Genomic DNA, 19932 nt, shown 5'->3' on the forward strand with positions numbered 1-19932 from the left:
ATTAAAGTTGTCTCCTGGGGGTCGAGTTAGACCTCCAGGGCAATTACCCGATGCAGGGCGGTTGCCTCAACCAACTCGGTGGTAGGAGGTGGCGACATGACGTCGAATCTTGATCGATCACAGAACTCGGGTGCAGTGTCGCAGGAGACGGGTGTAGTTCCGGCTCCGGAGACGACACCATCGAAGTCCGCGGTGCCCGACGATTCGGGATCTGCGCAAACTACCGGCAATCGGGGTGGGCAGAATCTGGCCGTGCCCGCTTCCGCCTCCCGTAGGGTGCGCGCTCGGCTTGCTCGACGCATCACCGGTCAGCGCAACGCCACCATCCGCCCGGTGCTCGAGCCGTTGGTCAGCCTCCACCGTGAGCTGTATCCGAAGGCCGACCTCGCGCTGCTCCAGCGTGCGTACGACGTCGCCGAGGACAGACATTCGAGCCAGCGGCGCAAGTCCGGCGATCCGTACATCACGCATCCGTTGGCCGTCGCAAGCATTCTGGCCGAGTTGGGTATGGACACCACTACCCTCGTCGCAGCCCTTCTGCACGACACCGTCGAGGACACCGGTTACTCACTCGAAGAGTTGACCAAGGACTTCGGTGACGAGGTCGCTCACCTTGTCGACGGAGTCACCAAACTCGACAAGGTCGTTCTGGGCACCGCCGCCGAGGGCGAAACCATCCGCAAGATGATCATCGCGATGGCGCGGGACCCGCGCGTGCTCGTGATCAAGGTTGCGGATCGTCTGCACAACATGCGCACGATGCGATTCCTGCCGCCCGAAAAGCAGGCACGTAAGGCGCGTGAGACTCTCGAAGTCATTGCACCACTTGCGCATCGGCTCGGAATGGCGACCGTCAAGTGGGAACTCGAGGACCTTTCGTTCGCGATCCTGCACCCGAAGAAGTACGACGAGATCGTTCGACTGGTCGCCGATCGCGCGCCCTCTCGAGACACTTATCTGGCCAAGGTTCGCGCCGAGATCAACTCGACTCTGTCCGCCTCGCGGATCAATGCCATCGTCGAGGGCCGGCCCAAGCACTACTGGTCGATCTACCAGAAGATGATCGTCAAGGGCCGCGATTTCGACGACATCCACGATCTGGTCGGCGTGCGCATTCTGTGCGAAGAGGTGCGTGACTGTTACGCCGCGGTCGGTGTTGTCCACTCGCTGTGGCAGCCGATGGCCGGACGCTTCAAGGACTACATCGCACAGCCGCGCTACGGCGTCTACCAGTCGCTGCACACCACCGTCGTGGGACCGGAAGGCAAGCCCCTGGAGGTCCAGATCCGGACCCAGGACATGCACCGGACCGCGGAGTTCGGTATCGCCGCGCACTGGCGGTACAAGGAGACCAAGGGCAAGCACGCGGGCGACATCGCCGAGGTCGACGACATGGCGTGGATGCGTCAGCTACTCGACTGGCAGCGAGAAGCGGCCGATCCGGGGGAGTTCCTCGAATCGTTGCGTTACGACCTCGCGGTCAAGGAGATCTTCGTCTTCACGCCGAAGGGCGACGTCATCACGTTGCCTGCCGGATCGACCCCCGTCGATTTCGCGTATGCGGTGCACACCGAGGTCGGGCACCGATGCATCGGTGCCAGGGTCAACGGCCGACTGGTCGCGCTGGAACGAACTCTCGAAAACGGCGAAGTGGTGGAGGTCTTCACGTCGAAGGCTGCCACCGCCGGGCCGAGCCGTGATTGGCAGACGTTTGTCGTCTCGCCGCGTGCCAAGGCGAAGATCCGTCAGTGGTTCGCGAAGGAACGCCGCGAGGAGGCGCTCGAGTCCGGCAAGGATCAGATCGCGAAGGAGGTCCGCCGTGTGGGACTTCCGTTGCAGCGGTTGATGAATGCCGAATCGATGAGCACGATCGCGCACGAACTTCGCTATCCCGACGTCTCGGCGTTGTACACGGCCGTAGGCGAGAGTCAGGTGTCGGCGCACCACGTCGTGCAGCGACTGGTTGCTCATCTGGGCGGCGTCGGTGCCGTCGAGGAGGAACTGGCCGAGCGTTCGACGCCGTCGACCATGCCGGTGCGCACCCGCAGTACGGGTGACTCCGGAATTCTGGTTCCCGGAGCACCGGGCACGGTGGCAAAACTCGCGAAGTGTTGCACGCCGGTACCGGGCGATTCGATTCTGGGCTTCGTCACGCGTGGCGGCGCGGTCAGCGTGCACCGTACCGACTGCACCAACGCCAACTCGCTCCACGATCAGTCGGAGCGAATCATCGACGTCGAATGGGCACCGTCAGCGACATCGGTGTTCCTGGTCGCGATCCAGATCGAGGCGCTCGATCGTCATCGGTTGCTTTCCGACGTCACCAAGGCGTTGGCAGACGAGAAGGTGAACATCCTGTCGGCCTCGGTCACCACGTCCGGCGACCGCGTGGCGATCAGCAAGTTCACCTTCGAGATGGGTGACCCGAAGCACTTGGGTCATGTTCTCAACGTGGTTCGTAACGTGGAAGGCGTCTACGACGTCTACCGCGTGACCTCTGCCTCGTAAACTGCTGTGCGCCTTTATTAACCGCGGGCGGTTAATAAAGGCGCACAGGGGGTCAGGCGACTATTGCAGTCTCGATGGTGATCGGGGTGTTGGGTGCACCGCCGCCGGTTGCTCCCATGCCACCGTCGTCGCCGTCGGCCGCGATCTTCTCGATCGTCGCCAGGCCGGCGTCGTCGATCTTTCCGAAGACCGTGTAGTTGGGCGGCAAGACCGAATCCTCGTAGACGAGGAAGAACTGGCTGCCGTTGCTGCCCGGTTTACCCGAGTTGGCCATTGCCAGCGTGCCGCGGGGGTAGACGGCAGGCAAGGAGAGTGCCGGATCGTTAGCCGGGTAGGCAGTGGTCGGGTACTCGTTGTCGAAGCCATAGCCCGGTCCGCCCGTGCCCTTGCCCGAGGGATCGCCGCACTGCAGGATCTGTAGACCGGGTGTGGTGACGAGTCGATGGCACGGGGTGTCGTCGAAGTACTTCTGCTCGGTCAAGCTCACGATGCTGTTGACCGTGCAGGGGGCTTCCGCCCGGTTCAGTTCCATCCCGATCGGGCCGGCCGTAGTCGTGAGCGCGACGTTGACGGTTCCCTCGGTGGACACACCCGTGGAGTTCGGCGGATTGACGGTTTTTGCTGCACCCGCCGCGCTCGGGTACGAGCAGTCGACGGTCGCCGAGGCCGGAGTCGGGACAGGCGGGAGTGCGTCGAACTGTGACATGTCGAGCGGCGGCATGGCAGCCGTTGTCGTCTTCGCCTTGGAGGTGCTGGACGGCGAGTCCGAGCTACCGGAATCACTGGAACAACCAGCCAGAAGCAGCGCCGCGGCGCTTGCGGCGGCAATGACTACAGGAAAGCGCATCACAGGATTACGTCGCATCAGTCGAGCCTTACTGTCTTGATGTCGGTGGTCAGATTCGGCTTGCCGTCACCCTCTGGCGTCGATCCGCCGGCCGCGACCTTGTCCAAAGTGGCGAGCCCGGTTTCGTCGATCGTGCCGAAAACCGTGTACTGCGGGGGGAGTTGTGAGTCGCCGTAGACGAGGAAGAACTGGCTGCCGTTGCTACCGGGTGCCCCGGTGTTGGCCATCGCAACCGTGCCGCGCGCGTAGGTGACGGGCTCTTGCGCTGCCGGGTCGGTGGTGGAATACGCCGTGGTGGGGAATTCGTTGTCGAAGCCGTAGCCCGGTCCGCCGGTGCCGGTGCCGGACGGGTCACCGCACTGCAGCACCTGGAGCGAGGGGCTCGTCGTCATGCGGTGGCAGGTGGTGTCGTTGAAGTAGTCCTGCTGCGCCAAGCTCACGAAGCTGTTGACCGTGCACGGAGACTTCGTTCCGTCGAGTGTGAGCCCGATGTTTCCCTGCGAGGTCTCGACGCTGATGCTCGGCGTCGCGTCCGGCGCGGTGGTGGGAATCCCGTCGGTACGAGGAGGGTTGTTGGCCTTGGACGCGGTAGCGCCGTCGGCTGGATACGAGCAGGAAACCGTGTCGGCCAGTGGCGTCGACAGACCGGCCGGCATTGCACCCGCGGTCTGTGGCGTGAGGCTCGAGTCGTCGGCAGCAGTGTTGGTGGTGTTCGCGTCGTCGTCACTGCGATTGCTCAGCCAGATGAGTCCACCGACGACGCCGACTACGACGACCACGCCGAGCGCAGTTCCGGCTATCGTCATCTGCTTGCGCTTGCGGGCACGTTCTGCGCGACGTTCGAGCTGACGCTCGAGCTTGCGTTTCGCCGCCTCGCGGCGTTGCTCGTTACTCGGCACTGCTGTAGTCCTCCGTATCGCGGGTGGATCGTGGTCGGCCGGCCGAGCGACACCCTGGGGGTCGGCTTCGGCAAGCGGCTCTACTCGTCGTCAGAGTCTCCCATTGCAACCTGAGAACTTACTGGCGGGGCAGCAGCTTAGGCTGTAACCGACAGCGTGTTGTTCGTTTCCACCCTTCGAAGAGGAGTTGCCCCCGTGCTCGTCACTGGTTTTCCGGCCGGGATGTTCCAAACCAACTGCTACATACTCGCTCAGGACGACGCGTGCGAGTGCGTAGTCGTAGATCCGGGTCAGGATGCAGCTGAGCCGCTCTTCGAATATCTGGACTCCAAGGACATGTCGGTCACGGCGGTCCTCCTGACGCACGGTCATCTCGATCACGTGTGGTCGGCCCGCGAGGTCTGTGAGCGGTATTCCGTACCCGCGTACATCCATCCCGAGGATCGCTACATGCTCAGCGATCCGGCACGGGGGATCGGCCCGACGATGAAGGAATTCATTCAAGGCATGACGTTCGTGGAGCCGGACGAGGTGATCGAACTGGCCGACGGAGACAAGATCACCGAGGCCGGAATGACGTTCGTCGTGGACCACACACCCGGGCACACGCAGGGATCGGTGGTGTTCCGCACCCAGGCGAACACCGAGAGCGGGCCCGTGGATTTGGCGTTCACCGGTGACACCCTGTTCCAGGGTTCCATCGGGCGCAGCGACCTGCCCGGCGGAAATCACGAGCAGTTGCTCGCTTCGATCGCCCGCAAGCTATTGGTACTCGGTGACGAGACAGTGGTCCTGCCCGGGCACGGCGGCAACAGTTCGATCGGCGCCGAGCGAAGCTCGAATCCGTTTCTCGTTGGACTCAGCGCACAAGAATAAGGAAAAGTACCTCTCGTGAGTAAAGCCAGCACCTTCTCTGCACCCAAGGGCATTCCGGACTACGTTCCGCCGCAGTCAGCCGAATTCGTCGCCGTTCGTGACGGTTTGACGCGCGCCGCGAGGTTGGCCGGATACGGCCACATCGAATTGCCGATCTTCGAGGACACCGGCCTGTTCGCTCGCGGTGTCGGTGAGTCGACCGACGTCGTCAGCAAAGAGATGTACACCTTCGCCGATCGCGGTGACCGTTCGGTGACGTTGCGTCCCGAGGGAACCGCCGGTGTCATGCGTGCCGTCATCGAGCACAGCCTCGATCGTGGACAGTTGCCGGTCAAGGTCAGCTACGCGGGCCCGTTCTTCCGCTACGAGCGCCCGCAGGCCGGCCGCTACCGCCAGTTGCAGCAGGTCGGAGTCGAAGCCATCGGGATCGACGACCCCGCGCTCGACGCTGAGGTCATCGCGATCGCCGACGCCGGATTCCGGTCGTTGGGGCTCGACGGCTTCCGCCTCGAAATCACCTCTCTCGGCGATGACACCTGCCGACCGCAGTACCGCGAACTGCTGCAGGAGTTTCTCTTTGCACTTCCGCTCGACGAAGACACACGTCGACGCGCCGAGATCAACCCGCTTCGGGTGCTCGACGACAAGCGCCCAGATGTACGCGAGATGACGGCCGGCGCACCGCTCATGCTCGATCACCTGTCCGAGAGCTGCAAGGCGCACTTCGACGAGGTGCTAGCGCACCTGGACGCATTGGGCGTTCCGTACGTCGTCAACCCGCGCATGGTCCGCGGCCTCGACTACTACACCAAGACAACCTTCGAATTCGTGCACGACGGACTGGGTGCGCAGTCCGGAATCGGTGGTGGTGGTCGTTACGACGGTCTGATGGAACAGCTGGGTGGACAGCCGCTCTCGGGCATCGGGTTCGGAATCGGCGTCGACCGCACGGTTCTCGCGCTCGAGGCCGAGGGCAAGTCCGTTGCGCCACCGGCGCGTGTCGACGTCTTCTGTGTACCGATGGGTGCCGAGGCGAAGGCTGCACTGGTGAAGATCGCACATCAGTTGCGTGCCAATGGGATTCGCGTCGACCTGGCGTACGGAAACCGCGGCGTGAAGGGCTCGATGAAGGCAGCTGATCGTTCGGGTGCCGCGATCGCTTTGGTTCTCGGCGAGCGTGAACTCGAAGAGGGCGTTGTCGTTGTCAAACAGTTGGCAACAGGTGAGCAGGAGACAGTGGCGCTCGACCAGGTTGTCGACAAGCTCGGGGAACTCGTTGAGCACTGAGGCCGAACCGGTTTCGCTCGATCTGGTTCCCGTGGCGTTGATCGCGCCGCGGTTGAAGAAATTCGCCGTTGTTGTCGTGGTGTTCGGTGTGGTCGTCGGGTTGATCGTCAGTGTGTTCTCGACGGCGACCGTTGGAGTGATCGTCGGTGCCGTCATCGCGGTGCCGACGTCACTTGCGATCCTGATGACGCTGCGCCGGCACATCACGTTGTACGGCAACAGAGTTCGTGCGCAAGCTGGTTTTCGAACCAACGTCGTCGACGTGGCCGAGGTACTCACGGCGGCATTGACGGTGAGATCCGGCCGGATCAGCGAAGTCAGCTTGACGCTCGGCGACGGACGGTCCACCGTGCGGATCCCGCTCGCGCTGTATACCGCGGGGGGTGGGCGCGAGTTGGAGATCCTTGCACTCCGCAAGCTCGCCGACGCGCTGGCAGCCAGCGAGTTGGTACCGGCTGCCGCGTTGTCCTCGGTGCTGATCGAACAGTTGCGTGCCGAAGCCCGCGGCGCCGGACTCGCCGAGCGTCCGCTCTACCGCGCCGTCGAACTCGTGACGGCGGAGGGACGAGTGCCGAGAACCACACTGACAGACCACGAAGTGGCCGGTTTACTCGACTAGCGTGGAAACCGTTCTTACAGCGTTGTAGAACGGACAGTCGTGAAAACGGCAGGTGAGGAGTCGGCAATGAGTATTGCGCCCGTAACCGTCACGGTAACCGGAGCGTCGGGTCAGATCGCATACGGAATGCTTTTCCGCATAGCTGCGGGGGAGATGCTCGGCGCTGACGTCCCGATCAAACTTCGACTGCTCGAGATTCCTGCCGCCGTGTCCGCTGCCGAAGGCGTTGCGATGGAACTCGAAGACGGCGCATTTCCGTTGCTGAGCTCCATCGACATCACTGACGATCCCGATGTCGCCTTCTCCGGCGCGAACGTCGGGATGCTGGTCGGCGCACGTCCGCGGAGCAAGGGGATGGAGCGTGCCGACTTGCTGAGTGCGAACGGCGCGATATTCACAGCCCACGGGAAGGCGATCAACAACAACGCAGCCTCGGACGTCAAGGTGCTGGTCGTGGGAAATCCGGCCAACACCAACGCACTCATCGCGATGAACAATGCACCGGATGTGCCCGATACTCGGTTCAGTGCACTGACGCGTCTCGACCACAACCGAGCGATCGCGCAGGTGGTGAAGAAGACCGGGGTTCGTGCGTCGTCGGTGCGCAAGGTGTCCGTCTGGGGAAACCATTCGGCGACGCAGTACCCGGACCTGTCCCACGCGACTGTCGCAGGTGAGCCTGCACTCGCGGTGATCGACGACCGCGACTGGGTGGAGAACGATTTCATCCCGACTGTGCAGGTGCGAGGCACCGCCATCATCGCTGCACGGGGATCGTCCTCTGCGGCGAGTGCGGCCAGCGCGTCGATCGACCACGTCCGCGACTGGGTGATCGGTACCGCCGAGGACGACTGGGTATCCATGGCCGTCTGTTCGGACGGTTCCTACGGAGTGCCCGAAGGTTTGATCTCTTCCTTCCCTGTGACCTGTGCCGATGGCGAGTTCGCTATCGTGCCCGACCTCGCGATCGACGACTTCTCACGCGAACGGATCGACCTGTCCGTCAGCGAACTGGAGCAGGAGCGTGCGGCGGTGCGGGAGTTGGGCTTCGTCTGAGGTTTGTCTTGATCAGAGATCTCGGAACAGGTACTGATCGGGATCGTCAGCCCCGAGCACGGGCGGCGACACCATCGGCAGATCGTCGACCATCGAATTCTCGTCGCCGGCAGTGACGAGATACCTCGGGGTAGTGCGTGACGACTCGTCGTCCCGAGATCCGCGGGGTCCACCGCCCAGCATGCCGCCCGGCGACATGCCGCTACTGCCGACTGCCGACGATGGTGCACCCAGGCCGGGCGTTGTTACCGGAACCGGTTGAACTGCAGCAACTCCCGCTGCACCCCTCACCATTCCGCCAGTAGTGCCACCGCTTCCGCTCACCCATGCTCCGCCAGAGCTTGCCGTCGCACTGGGTGACGGCGACGCGCCGGCTGCGAGTGACGTCGACGGATTGCCTGCGCCCCACAGCTTGTCGACGCCGGTCGGAAGCCCGGCGCCGGCCCGTGCAGCCGAAGTTCGAACAGCCTCTGTGCCTGGCTGAGTGGAGTCCGGGTGGGTGGAGTACGGCGCATCACCGGCATCGGTTGAGGCAGAAAGAGGTTGGGCGATCTGACGGGCGGCGTTGTTGATTGCCTCCGCAGTGACCAGGTTGGAGAGTGCCTCACTGGTCGGTGGGGTCGGCACGGGGATCGGTCCGGCAAGGGCGTTCATGGCTGCGGTGTGCCCGAGCATCTCCCCACGCGTCCGAGTCACCGCCGCGACGGCTGCCTGCATGTGTTCAGCTGCCGAGGCAAGCAACATCGCCTGTCCTGGTGGTGTCCACGCGATGGGCGCGGCAGCTGCAACCGTGGTGGCGAAGGACTGCGCGATTGCCGCGAGATTCGCGTTGCCTCGCTGCACCGATTCCGCGGCGGCGGCAGCAGTTTTCGATATCGCGGTTCCGCGTTCGCTCAATTCTGCGCCGCTGTTCTGGGCGGATCGCGACAGTTCGGTCGCGGCGTCACTGCCGGTGCTGTTCCAGGTCTGGCCCACGTCGGCGACCGCGCTTCGGGACAGTCCCATGGCGTGGTCGATGAGAGTGGACGCCTGATCGAAGATGCCGACGGGATCGATGCCCGCAAAAGTGCCTGTGCCGAGACTCTTCCCGAGTTCGATCAAGGGCGCGAACAGATCTTCGATTCCGGGGAGTGCCGGTACCGGTATGCCGGCGAGCATCGATTCGACCACATTGTTCGGCAGTACCGGGGCAGGAGCGCCACCGTGAAGGAATTCGATGACGGTCGTCGAGTCGTCTTCGGTGCTCACGCGGTCGCGCCCGTCGATCCGGCCGCAGCGGTCAGATCTGTTGCGATTGCATGATCTGTGGTGTCGTAGGCCTGCGCGGCCGCACCGGCCGTCGCGGCGTTGCCGGCGTAGAACGTGGCGAGTGCTGCAACATCTTTGGTGTGTGTGGCCTGAGCGCGCGCGAATGCTTCGAGAAATTCGATCCCGACGGGGCCCACGGCCGGTGCGACTGCTGCGATGTTTGCACCCAGATCGACGGCGGCGGCCTGCGCGATGCGTCCTGCCGCTTCGGTCGACGTCGAGCCGTACTTTCGGATGCCGTCAGTGGCGACAGTCAATTCGCTCATCATTACCCCCCAGTTGGTAAGCGTCGTGAGAACTTTAGCGGACCACTGTGGGCCCTTACAGGGAGACGACGCGACCTACTCAGCGGTTCCGGACAACCTGGACGAAGTGGCAGAGATTACATTCGGCTCCGGTGTTGGTATTGCGAGTGCGATCGATTTGGCACACTCGAACCATGCGAACCGCTTCGGACGTCATCCTCCGACTCACGTCCGATCCAGCTCGCTGTGGACTGGTGATGGATTTCGACGGCGTGCTTGCACCCATCGTCGACGATCCGTCGGCGAGTGCGCTACTGCCCGGCGCCGAAGACGTGCTTGCGACCCTGGCCGAGCATCTCGGTGTTGTCGGCTTGCTCTCGGGACGGCCTGTGTCGTTCTTGCGAGAGCGGCTCAGCTTGAATTCCGTTGTGCTCATGGGTTCCTACGGCGTCGAGACCTGGACGGACGACGGAATCCACGTGCTTCCGGCCGTCGCGGCGTTCAGTGATGCTGTCGCCGAAGCAGAAGCCGAATTGCGACGCTTGTTCGACTCTCCGGCAGTTCCTGGCATCCATGTCGAGAGCAAAGGCCTTGCGGTGGCCGTGCATTGGCGTCGGGCCGCGGATCGTGCGGTCGCGCAGCGCCTGGTGGAAGCAGCGACGACAGAAATCGCGAGCCGGACCGGGTTGCGGCGTGAGCCCGGCAAGTTGGTCGAGGAATTGCGTCCACCCGTTGAGGAGGACAAGGGGACAGGCCTCCTTCGCGCGATCGCGGCCGCAGGGGTCGACGTCGTCGCGTACGCGGGCGACGACCGGGGTGACCTACCGGCCTTTGCCGTTGTCCTTGCCTCGGGTGGAGAAGCGTTGGTGGTCAAGGGCGACGACATCGCACCGGAAGTGGCTGCTGTCGACGGCGTCCAGTTCGACGGCCCGCAGGCATTCCTCGATTGGATGAAAGAGCTTGCCGCGCAACTGGAACGCTGACGCGTAAGGTCAGTCTGCCAGGAACTCGACCAGGTCTTATTTCGAGGTGCCGCGTCCGCGGGGCAGAGTGACGCGAACCCGCGCGTGCCCTGTCCTGTTCCTTGGCGTGATCGACAAGCGCTGCGGGTTCTGTCAACGCGAAACTGGCCGCACCGGAAGGGCTCCGGTGCGGCCAGTTTTGGTCTTGGTCGGTTTGCGACTCGGTCAGGCGTCGCGCTTGTTGACGACGGCGATGCTGATTCCGAATATCACCAGCACAAACGCTGCGAAGTAGAACAAGCTTCCCCAAGGGCCCCAATGGAAATTGGTGCTCGAACCCGAAGAGAGGAAGTGGTCGGCGTTGGCGAACGGGAGGAACGGTGTGACGTTTCTGCCGAAGGATCCGAACATGCCGAACAGGCTCTCGATGAGCAGTGGCCACAGCAGCAGTAGTGCAATGGCGCCGGCGGACTGACGAAGGAGTGCTCCGACGGTGATGGCAAGGGCAACGCAGAGGAACGCGAAGATCGGTACGCCGTAAACGGCGCGCCAGGCGTCGGCGTTGTCCAGTGCCAGATTGGTGGAACCTTCAGAGCCTGCCGCAGCTTTGGTGATGAATACCGCGCCGAGCATGAGAACGAAGGACAGCACCGCGCCGAAAGCCCCGATCAGGCAGGCTTTGGCGATCAGAACCGAAGCCCGACTCGGGATGGCCTGGAAGGTGGTACGGATGATGCCGAAGCGGTACTCGCTGGTGATCGCGAGCGCCGCCATGATCATCAGGACCATGACGCCGAATCCGGATACTCCTAGCCCCGCGTCGTTGAACGTGGGGAGGAATTTCTCGAAATCAGGAGTTCCTGATGCGGCTTCGTCGTTGTACGCCTGAATGCTCGAACTCGACGAACGCCCGATCATCCAGGCGACGCCCAACCCTAGGACGATGATTGTGATCGTGCACCACAGCGGCGACTTGGTCGTGGTGATCTTGATACGTTCAGCACTGAGAACAGCCATTACAGTGCACCTCCCATAGCGTGCTGTGTGTTTGCGTGGTGGGCTCCGGCGCCCGGATCGATACCGGATGCGTGGTACTGGACATCGTCCCCGGTCAACTTCATGAACGCATCCTCGAGCGATCCCTGCACAGAAGCCAACTCGTGCAACACGATTCCCTGCGAACCAGCTAAACCACCGATCACATCGGTGGTCGAATCCACGACCACCAACACCGGCTCGGATCCTGAATGTTCCTCGCGGACAGTCAGTCCCTGGGCAGTCAATGCGGCATGGAGAGCGTCCAATTGTGGGCTGCGCACGCGCACCGTCGACTCCGACGAACGATCCACGAACTCCGCGACCGTCGAATCCGAAATCAACCGACCCCGACCGATCACCACCAACTGCTCCGCCGTGAGCGCCATCTCCGACAGGAGGTGACTCGACACGAGCACCGTGCGGCCCTCGGCCGCCAACCGCTGCATGAACTTACGAATCCAGACGATGCCCTCCGGATCGAGACCGTTGACCGGCTCGTCGAACAACAACACCTTCGGATCCCCCAACAACGCACCCGCCAACCCCAGACGCTGCGACATACCGAGCGAGAACCCGCCGGCCTTCTTGCCCGCCACCTCGGACAATCCGACCAACCCGAGCACCTCGTCGACGCGGGACTTCGGGATCCCGTTCGAAGCAGCCATCCACTGCAGATGTGCACGCGCACTGCGATTGGGGTGCACCCACTTCGCATCCAGCAACGCGCCGACAGTCCGCAACGGCGTCTTGAGCTCGCGGTACGGCTTGCCCTCGATCAACGCCGCACCCGACGTCGGCTGATCCAGACCCAGGATCATCCGCATCGTCGTCGACTTGCCTGCACCGTTCGGGCCCAGGAAGCCCGTCACGATGCCCGGCTTGACCGTGAACGACAAGTCGTCCACCGCTTTCGTCGGTCCGTAAACCTTGGTCAATCCCCTCAGTTCAATCATGAGGAGAACTGTGCCCTACCGGCACTGACCAGCACATCGGTCCCGAGGATGACATGAACCCTGAGATGTGAATACGGCAGTTCAGGGAAAACCCTGTGCTCGACCGGAAGTCGGAACTGGCGCGGCATGCGGGTAGGGCGCATCGAAGTCGCCGTCGAACAATCGCCAGTAGAAGTCGTTCATCCTCGCAGCGACGGGCGCGTGCCGTGTCACGATCGCGGCCACCTCTGGTGTCACATCACCTGGAATATGACCTGTGGCGCATCGTCGTACGTACTGGTTGCGGGCGACTGGTCCGCCGCTCGTCGGCCTCGGTACCCCGCAGACCTCGGTCACCAGCCAGTTGACCAGAAGCATGGCGGCGTAGTCGGCGTCATGAGTGGCGTGGCGCCGGACGAAGTCGTGCTCGGCAGTCGACAGGTCGAAGTGTGGGGATGTGGCCAGTCCGAAGTCGGTGAGATAGATCCGCTCCATGTCGGTGCGCATGTTGCCGAAATGTCCGTCCATGTGCAGCAACTGTCGATCGCGCAAGAATGCCACGATCTCCGAAAACTGTCGCTCGACTTCGGCAGCTTTGGCGGACGGGTTGTCTTCCAGCCAATTCGAGATCGGGTGTTCGATGTACTCGCAGAACAGTACGAGGCTGCACGGCGCAGCGGCAAGCGCTTCGAGACGGGTCCGCACTTCACGGCTGGCGCCGGCGGTGTGAACGGAATCGATGTCGGCGTGTTCGGCCGCAACGGGCGAACGTCCGGGAAGTATCCGCCAGTGGTAAAGCATTGGGAACGACTGTGTTTCGCCGGCCAGAACGGCATCGGTGACCACGATGTTCGCGGCCAGTTCTCGCCAGGCATTGAAGCTTGGGCCACCAATGCCGTACTGGCAGAACGTCGGCAGATCGAAATGGTTGGAAGTAGAGCCCACCTCGGCGATTTCCCGCACGCTCAGTGGGATGCGTTTGGTGAATACCGGAACGCCGTTGAGCCTGTTGTCATAGACCCTGATCACTCCTGCGGCGCCACCTACGCCGACACTCGAGATTCGAACGGTGTCGACCAGTCGGGCCAGTTCGACATCGTTCTGGGAAGACAGGAACGCCGACAGCTTTCGGTGACGGTCAATCCTGACGTCTGTCATCCCACGACTGTGCCACAGGCTCGTCCGGCTTCGATTTCGCGGAGCCGCCTGTCGAAGTCACCGATTCTGGCGGTGTCCTCGTAGTAGTCCTCGTGCTCGATGATCTTTCCCACTTGGTCCGAACGAGAAGCACTGTTCGATTTCGATAGATGACGGCGCCGTCGGGGCCAAGGGCCCGGTCGTCGAAACGGGCGAGCAGGGTCATGCGCCAGAGTGGACCACCGAAATACGCTTCGGTGACCGCGCCTTGAAGCCCCGCATCGACAAATTGTTGGAGAAACGTCTCGATTCGGTCCCCATCGCTTCATCTTCGAAGCTTGTCGTGGCATCGAATGCCCTGTCAACGATGTGCCCGGGTCTGCTGATATCTGACAGAGAATTGGATATTGACAGTGACTGTCACAATAGGTGAGACTCGCATTATCGAGAATGGCCGGATCTCGGCCGAGGCGGGAGGACGTTGCTGATGTCACTACGGGAGAGACAGCGGTTGCAGGTGCGAGCAGACATTCAACGTGCGGCATTCGATCTGTTCGCGCGTGACGGTTTCGAGGATGTGACCACCGAGCAGATTGCGGCGGCAGCGGGGGTATCGGCGAGTACGTACTTCCGGCACGTTCGTAACAAGGAGGATCTGCTGTTGGATCCGGTCAGGCAGGGCGGCGCCGGAATCGTGACGCTGCTCGAGGATCGCCCGGCATCCGAGTCGGCTGATCTTGCGATCTCGCGGGCAATCCTGGAACGCTCCAATGCTTTCGAGTCCTCGGAGATCGATCAGTGGCGAGCAGCGTTCCGCACCGCGCCGCACCTGATGGATCGAGTCGCCCTGATCGCGCCCGAGCATCGTGATCGGTTGGTCGAGTTGGTGGCACAACGGATGTACCTCGATCCGGAAAATGACAGCCGCCCAGGACTTCTCGTTCATTTGATGTTGGCAGCGGCGGAGTTCGGTTATCGGCAATGGATACGTAACCCTCACAAGCGCGGGGCATCACTTCCCGTGTGCGTCGAGGGGGCGCTCGACGCAGTTCGGGGATCCCGGTGGCACACGCAGGACGAAGATGACACGAAAGGTCGTGACCAGTGATGGACGAGAACTCTCAGGGCGCCGCGCCGCCCGTAGTGGATGTCGTTGTTGTCGGATCGGGGGCTGCCGGCATGTCCGCAGCCATCACCGCAGCCCGCAACGGACTCTCGACGATACTCGTGGAGAAGTCCGAATACTGGGGCGGTTCGTCGTCCCGGTCCGGGGGCGGCGTGTGGATTCCGGGAAACTCGATACTTCGCCGCGAGGCACCGAAAGATGATATCGACTCTGCGCGAACATATCTGAAGAGCATTGTCGGAGAGGATGCAGACAGCGACCGAATCGACACGTATCTCGATCGAGGTCCGGAAGCCCTCGATTTCCTGATTCGTCACTCTGCACTCGAGCTCGAATGGGTGAAGGGTTACTCCGACTACTTTCCCGAGGCACCTGGCGGACGTGCAAGCGGCCGCTCGTGCGAGCCGCGCCCGTTCGACGCGCGAGCTCTGGGCGACGATCTTGCGACACTTCATCCGCCGTACATGAAGGTTCCGCTCAACATGGTTGTCCAACAATCTGATTACCGTTGGCTGAGCACGGGGATCCGGCATTGGCGGGGTCCGGTGCGGATGCTTCGGGTAGGAATGAGATCCCTGGCCGCAAGAGCTCGGAAGAAGAAGCTGATCGGGCTCGGGCCGGCGCTCATGGCCGAACTGATGCTCGGAGTTCGGGACGCCGGAGTGACGGTGGAGCTCGGGACGAGGCTTGTGGATTTGGTGACCGACAGTGATCGTGTCGTGGGTGTGCGACTCGAGTCCGGGGGAGTGCAGACCACCATGCACGCTCGATGCGGTGTCATCCTCGCGTGTGGCGGGTTCGACAACAACGACGACATGCGAGGCGAGTACCAGCGACGGCCGAGTAGCGCGCAGTGGACTCTCGGGGCACCGACCAATACCGGGGATGGCATCCGTGCAGCTCTACGCGTCGACGCCGCAATTTCGTACATGGACGACGCGTGGTGGGCCCCGTCGATTCCACTGCCCAAAGGCCCGTGGTTCGCCTTGGCGGAACGCTCGTTGCCTCGCAGCCTCATGGTCAACGCCAGCGGTCAGCGCTTCATGAACGAGTCACTTCCCTATGTCGAAGCGGCACACGCCATGTTCGGCGGAAAGTACGGCCGAGGTGAAGGACCCGCTGAGAACATCCCGGCTTGGCTGATCTTCGATCAGACGTACCGTGACCGTTACCTGTTCGCGGGGGTTCCGACGCGCAGGCCGATACCTCGGTCGTGGATCGAATCGGGTGCGATCGTGCGAGCTGGATCGATTGCCGAACTCGCTGCCGAGATCGGAGTGCCGGGCGATGCGCTGTCCGCGACCATCACACGATTCAACAGTCACGCGCGCGACGGAGTCGATCGCGACTTCGGCCGTGGGACAAGCAGATACGACCACTACTACGGCGACTGCACCAACAAGCCCAACCCCAGCCTCGGAGAACTCACGAAGGGTCCGTTCTATGCCGCGAAGATGGTGCCTGGAGACCTGGGGACCAAAGGCGGCATCAACACGGACGCTCGCGCGCGAGCGTTGCGCGCCGACGGTTCGGTCATCGACGGGCTCTATGCAGCAGGTAACACCAGCTCACCGGTGATGGGTCATACCTATGCCGGTCCAGGTGCAACTACCGGTCCCGCAATGGTTTTCGGATATCTGGCGGCGCTCGATGCGGTCGGACGATCCCGCGACGGTAGTGAGCTCGAGACCGAAGGCAGGAATAATGGTTTGGCAGATCGCCGTGGGTAGGGTTCTCTTGACAGCGTGACCCACCTCAACATCGCCGACGTCGACTACTTTCTCCCTGATGGTCGGCAACTGCTCAGCGGTGTCAGCTTTCGGGTCGGCAACGGTGCAAAAACTGCACTGATAGGCCCCAACGGGACTGGTAAGACGACGTTGCTCCGCATTGTCGCCGGAGACGTCGTCGCCGACGAGGGCGCTGTCACTCGATCCGGAACACTGGGCGTGATGCGGCAATTCGTCGGCCAGGTTCGCGACGAGTCCACCGTGCGCGATCTTCTGTTGTCCGTCTCGCCGGCACGGATCCGGGACGCAGCACTGGCGCTCGATACGGCAGAAAACGCGATGATCGAGCGCGACGAGGAATCAACTCAAATGAAGTATTCGCATGCGCTGGCCGATTGGGCCGACGTGGGCGGCTACGAGACCGAAGACTTCTGGGACAAGGTCACTACCGCGGCTCTCGGTGTTCCCTATGACCGTGCGAAGTGGCGCGCGGCCAACTCCCTCAGTGGTGGCGAGCAGAAACGGTTGGTTCTCGAAGCACTGTTCGCTGGGCCCGACGACGCACTCCTGCTGGACGAGCCGGACAACTACCTCGATGTTCCGGGCAAGCGATGGCTGGAAAAGACGATCTCGGAATCGTCGAAAGTGGTTTTGTTCGTCAGCCACGACCGCGAACTGATCGCCAACGCGGCCACCCACATCGTGACGCTCGAGCCCGGAATCAGCGGCGCAACGTCGTGGACCCACGGTGCTGGGCTGGCCAGCTACCACCAAGCCCGCGAGGATCGCAACGCTCGATTCGAAGAACTGCGCCGACGCTGGGACGAGGAGCACGCGAAACTGCGTGCCCTGGTTCTGCGATTGCGTGAAAAGGCCAAGTTCAACGACGGCGTCGCTGCGCGTTATCACGCCTCGCAAACCAGGTTGGCGAAGTTCGAGGAGGCAGGGCCACCCGAAGCGATTCCACTTCAGCAGAAGGTGACGGTTCGGCTGGCGGGCGGGCGAACCGCCAAGCGCGCGTTGGTATGTCAAGATCTCGAGCTGACCGGATTGATGAAGCCTTTCGACACCGAGATCTGGTACGGAGATCGGGTTGCCGTGCTGGGCTCCAATGGATCCGGAAAGTCGCATTTCCTTCGGCTCTTGGCGGGTGGGGGGACCGATCCGGGGAGCGAGCATCTGCCTGTCGAGGCGCTCGACATCGCGCCGGTCGAGCACGGGGGTACTGCGACGCTGGGTGCCCGGGTACGTCCCGGATTGTTTGCGCAGACACACTCCAGACCCGATCTGACCGGAAACACGCTGCTCGAGATCCTGCACATGGGCGACGAACACCGCAGCGGAATGGGACGCGAAGCGGCGAGCCGCGCGCTGGACCGTTACGGATTGTCCCAGGCTGCGGAACAGAAGTACGACGACCTGTCCGGCGGTCAGCAGGCACGATTGCAGATCCTGCTCCTCGAGCTCTCCGGCGCCACGATGTTGTTGCTCGACGAACCGACCGACAACCTCGACCTTCATTCGGCTGACGCGCTCGAGCAAGGCATTGCTCAGTTTGCCGGCACGGTCATCTCGGTCACGCACGATCGCTGGTTCGCGCGCGGGTTCGACAGGTTCCTCGTCTTCGGATCGGATGGGAACGTGTACGAGAGCGAGTCGCCGGTGTGGGACGAGGCCAGGGTCGAACGAGCGCGCTGAGATCGAGCAGCCACTCCCTACCTGGGGAGAGGCGGCAGCTCGTTGATCATCGCGCGAAGGAGGCCCGGATCGCTGCGATCCGATCGAGGCGGGGGACAGCGCGAAAGATCGAGCTGTGTCGGAAAGCGCCACACAACGCGACCTGGATCTACCCTGTTCACCGCCGAGTACCAGTGGGTGAGGGGCTCGGCGAGCGCCGCGTGAAGCTCGAAATGCCGTCGGCGGCGGCTGGGGTCGCCTTCGCGCTGAAGCAGAAGCTGCTCCGGTGACGGTATCGAGATGACGGTCAGATCCGCGAAACCCAGTTCGAGGTGCTCGAAAGCTGTCTCGACTGCCGCGAGCTCGTACTCGAATCGCTCCCGAGGTGCTGCGCCCACCGCAGCGAGACACCAGCTGTAGTGCAGTTTCAGCGGGTCGCTGTCGCAGAGCGCGATACCGGTTCTCGCTTCGAGATCTTCCGCTTGCGACCATCGCTTCGAATTGACCGTTGTCCAGTAACTTGCCTGAAGGTCGAGATCCGTACCGTCCGGCTCGAACCCGGTGGGCTGATACTCGGCGACGAATCTCTCCGCCGCGGATTCGCCACCGAGTTGGGTTCGGCACCAGGTGGTCTTGCCGGCGGCGCTGGGTCCTTCTACTGCGATGATCACCAGTCCATTCTCCATAATGATTGGGGCGGTTGGTTTTTCCCGTTGCCAGGAATCTCTTAACATCCCCAGGATCCTCGTTGGCGGTCCGACACGGCCTGTTTCGGTGTGGTGGGTCACAAAATCACCGTGACGGTTGCCACATAACGGACGGATAACGATCGGTATGGTTGAAGCTCGAATCAATTAGTTGACCTGTGGTTATTGCTCGAGTTTCGACTGAGTCTGGTACAGCAGTGCCGGAAAACTGCCCCGTGACCAATCCGTGACCATCACCTACGGTCGTTGACAGCCCGAAACTACCGGGCAAACACCGACCCGCAACTGCGTGCTTCTGCCCCGCGGGTCCGGTACTCCCGAAACCTTCGCGGGGCAGGAGTGAAACAGACGAGTCGATCGACGAGACGTGAAAGCGTCCGGGCCGACCTCGTCCGCGGTAGCGGAGAGGATTTACCCAATGACCAGCATCACCTTCAAGCGCGCCCTCGGCGCAGTTGCAACCGCAGGCGCAGTCGTCGCGATCCCGCTCGCCATGAGCACCGGCACCGCTTCGGCAGCCGGCCACGACTGGTCCGGAGTCGCAAACTGCGAGTCCTCCGGTAACTGGGCCGCCAACACCGGAAACGGCTTCTACGGTGGTCTGCAGTTCACGCAGAGCACCTGGAACGCATTCGGTGGATCGGGCAACGCTGCCAACGCCAGCCAGGCCGAGCAGATCCGTGTCGCCGAGAACGTTCTCGCAGGCCAGGGCGTCGGCGCATGGCCCGTCTGCGGTCAGTACCTGACCACCGGCACCACCGCAGGCAACTACGAGGCCGCAGCCGCCCCCGTCACCGCTGAGGCTTCCGTCGAGTCGGCTCCGGCAGCAAGCACCGGAAGCGGCAACTACGTGGTCAAGGCAGGCGACACCCTGTCGAAGATCGCTGCTGCACACGGCATCTCGCTCGAGAACCTCGCCAGCCAGGTTCAGAACATCAACCTGATCTTCCCGGGACAGTCCCTCTCGGTCTAGTCTCG

The 19932-nt window shown here is 62.8% G+C and carries 18 protein-coding genes; 10 read left to right on the plus strand and 8 right to left on the minus strand.

The features are described 5' to 3' along the window. The first annotated feature begins 96 nt into the window (after positions 1-96). Positions 97-2508, plus strand: coding sequence for a RelA/SpoT family protein (locus AOT96_RS24800; protein WP_050656600.1), 2412 nt, complete (start codon positions 97-99; stop codon positions 2506-2508). 52 nt (positions 2509-2560) lie between these two features. Here the strand turns inward: AOT96_RS24800 and AOT96_RS24805 are convergent, their stop codons facing one another. Both AOT96_RS24805 and AOT96_RS24810 read right to left on the minus strand, forming a co-directional pair. Continuing rightward, positions 2561-3373, minus strand: coding sequence for a peptidylprolyl isomerase (locus tag AOT96_RS24805; RefSeq protein ID WP_371747840.1), 813 nt, complete (start codon positions 3371-3373; stop codon positions 2561-2563). Further along, positions 3373-4254, minus strand: a complete 882-nt coding sequence (locus AOT96_RS24810; protein WP_003943303.1) for a peptidylprolyl isomerase — start codon at positions 4252-4254, stop codon at positions 3373-3375. The genes AOT96_RS24805 and AOT96_RS24810 overlap by 1 nt, the downstream gene beginning before the upstream one ends. Before the next feature lie 195 nt (positions 4255-4449). Between AOT96_RS24810 and AOT96_RS24815 the strand changes: the two genes are divergently transcribed. From AOT96_RS24815 to AOT96_RS24830, 4 genes are all read left to right on the plus strand, one after another. Continuing rightward, entirely contained in the window at positions 4450-5130 is a 681-nt protein-coding gene (locus tag AOT96_RS24815; RefSeq protein WP_007732970.1) for an MBL fold metallo-hydrolase, read from the plus strand. Positions 5131-5145: 15 nt separating this feature from the next. Next, the gene (gene hisS, locus AOT96_RS24820; protein ID WP_007732972.1) at positions 5146-6417 is read left to right on the plus strand and encodes a histidine--tRNA ligase; all 1272 of its coding nucleotides are present in this window, start codon (positions 5146-5148) and stop codon (positions 6415-6417) included. Then, positions 6407-7036, plus strand: coding sequence for a hypothetical protein (locus AOT96_RS24825; protein ID WP_007732974.1), 630 nt, complete (start codon positions 6407-6409; stop codon positions 7034-7036). Before hisS ends, AOT96_RS24825 begins: the two co-directional genes overlap by 11 nt. 66 nt (positions 7037-7102) lie before the next feature. Beyond that, positions 7103-8092, plus strand: coding sequence for a malate dehydrogenase (locus tag AOT96_RS24830; RefSeq protein WP_042452093.1), 990 nt, complete (start codon positions 7103-7105; stop codon positions 8090-8092). Between the two features lie 12 nt (positions 8093-8104). Here the strand turns inward: AOT96_RS24830 and AOT96_RS24835 are convergent, their stop codons facing one another. After that, a complete protein-coding gene (locus AOT96_RS24835) occupies positions 8105-9340 on the minus strand; it encodes a hypothetical protein (RefSeq protein WP_230691596.1) in 1236 nt (411 codons plus the stop codon). Further along, the gene (locus tag AOT96_RS24840) at positions 9337-9666 is read right to left on the minus strand and encodes a type VII secretion target (RefSeq protein WP_037130770.1); all 330 of its coding nucleotides are present in this window, start codon (positions 9664-9666) and stop codon (positions 9337-9339) included. Before AOT96_RS24840 ends, AOT96_RS24835 begins: the two co-directional genes overlap by 4 nt. A gap of 173 nt (positions 9667-9839) precedes the next feature. On the opposite strand from AOT96_RS24840, the gene otsB reads away from it, so the two are divergent. Beyond that, positions 9840-10628, plus strand: a complete 789-nt coding sequence (gene otsB, locus AOT96_RS24845) for a trehalose-phosphatase (protein ID WP_231917340.1) — start codon at positions 9840-9842, stop codon at positions 10626-10628. A gap of 204 nt (positions 10629-10832) precedes the next feature. On the opposite strand, the gene AOT96_RS24850 is transcribed toward otsB, so the two are convergent. The 3 genes from AOT96_RS24850 to AOT96_RS24860 form a co-directional block, all read right to left on the minus strand. Beyond that, a complete protein-coding gene (locus AOT96_RS24850; protein ID WP_065352438.1) occupies positions 10833-11624 on the minus strand; it encodes an ABC transporter permease subunit in 792 nt (263 codons plus the stop codon). Beyond that, positions 11624-12598, minus strand: a complete 975-nt coding sequence (locus AOT96_RS24855; protein ID WP_042919882.1) for an ABC transporter ATP-binding protein — start codon at positions 12596-12598, stop codon at positions 11624-11626. The genes AOT96_RS24850 and AOT96_RS24855 overlap by 1 nt, the downstream gene beginning before the upstream one ends. Before the next feature lie 81 nt (positions 12599-12679). Beyond that, positions 12680-13735 carry a serine/threonine protein phosphatase gene (locus AOT96_RS24860; protein ID WP_042448695.1) on the minus strand — a complete coding sequence of 352 codons (1056 nt, stop codon included), beginning with the start codon at positions 13733-13735 and terminating at the stop codon, positions 12680-12682. Positions 13736-14201: 466 nt separating this feature from the next. Here AOT96_RS24860 and AOT96_RS24870 point away from each other — a divergent pair, with 466 nt between their 5' ends. The 3 genes from AOT96_RS24870 to AOT96_RS24880 are packed head-to-tail and all read left to right on the plus strand — an operon-like array spanning position 14202 to position 18268. Continuing rightward, the gene (locus tag AOT96_RS24870) at positions 14202-14822 is read left to right on the plus strand and encodes a TetR/AcrR family transcriptional regulator (protein WP_030536452.1); all 621 of its coding nucleotides are present in this window, start codon (positions 14202-14204) and stop codon (positions 14820-14822) included. After that, a complete protein-coding gene (gene kstD, locus AOT96_RS24875) occupies positions 14822-16570 on the plus strand; it encodes a 3-oxosteroid 1-dehydrogenase (protein ID WP_065352439.1) in 1749 nt (582 codons plus the stop codon). Before AOT96_RS24870 ends, kstD begins: the two co-directional genes overlap by 1 nt. A 15-nt stretch (positions 16571-16585) precedes the next feature. Beyond that, complete coding sequence (locus AOT96_RS24880; protein WP_003944811.1) at positions 16586-18268, plus strand: ATP-binding cassette domain-containing protein; 1683 nt, start codon at positions 16586-16588, stop codon at positions 18266-18268. Between the two features lie 17 nt (positions 18269-18285). Here AOT96_RS24880 and AOT96_RS24885 read toward each other — a convergent pair whose 3' ends face one another. Beyond that, positions 18286-18933, minus strand: coding sequence for a hypothetical protein (locus AOT96_RS24885; RefSeq protein WP_007728105.1), 648 nt, complete (start codon positions 18931-18933; stop codon positions 18286-18288). 439 nt (positions 18934-19372) lie between these two features. Between AOT96_RS24885 and AOT96_RS24890 the strand changes: the two genes are divergently transcribed. After that, positions 19373-19927: a transglycosylase family protein gene (locus AOT96_RS24890; protein ID WP_030536448.1), complete on the plus strand. Its 555-nt coding sequence runs from the start codon at positions 19373-19375 to the stop codon at positions 19925-19927. The last annotated feature ends 5 nt before the right edge of the window (positions 19928-19932 follow it).

It is taken from the genome of Rhodococcus sp. 008 (assembly GCF_001682295.1).
In the GTDB taxonomy this organism is placed as follows: Bacteria; Actinomycetota; Actinomycetes; order Mycobacteriales; family Mycobacteriaceae; genus Rhodococcus_F; species Rhodococcus_F qingshengii.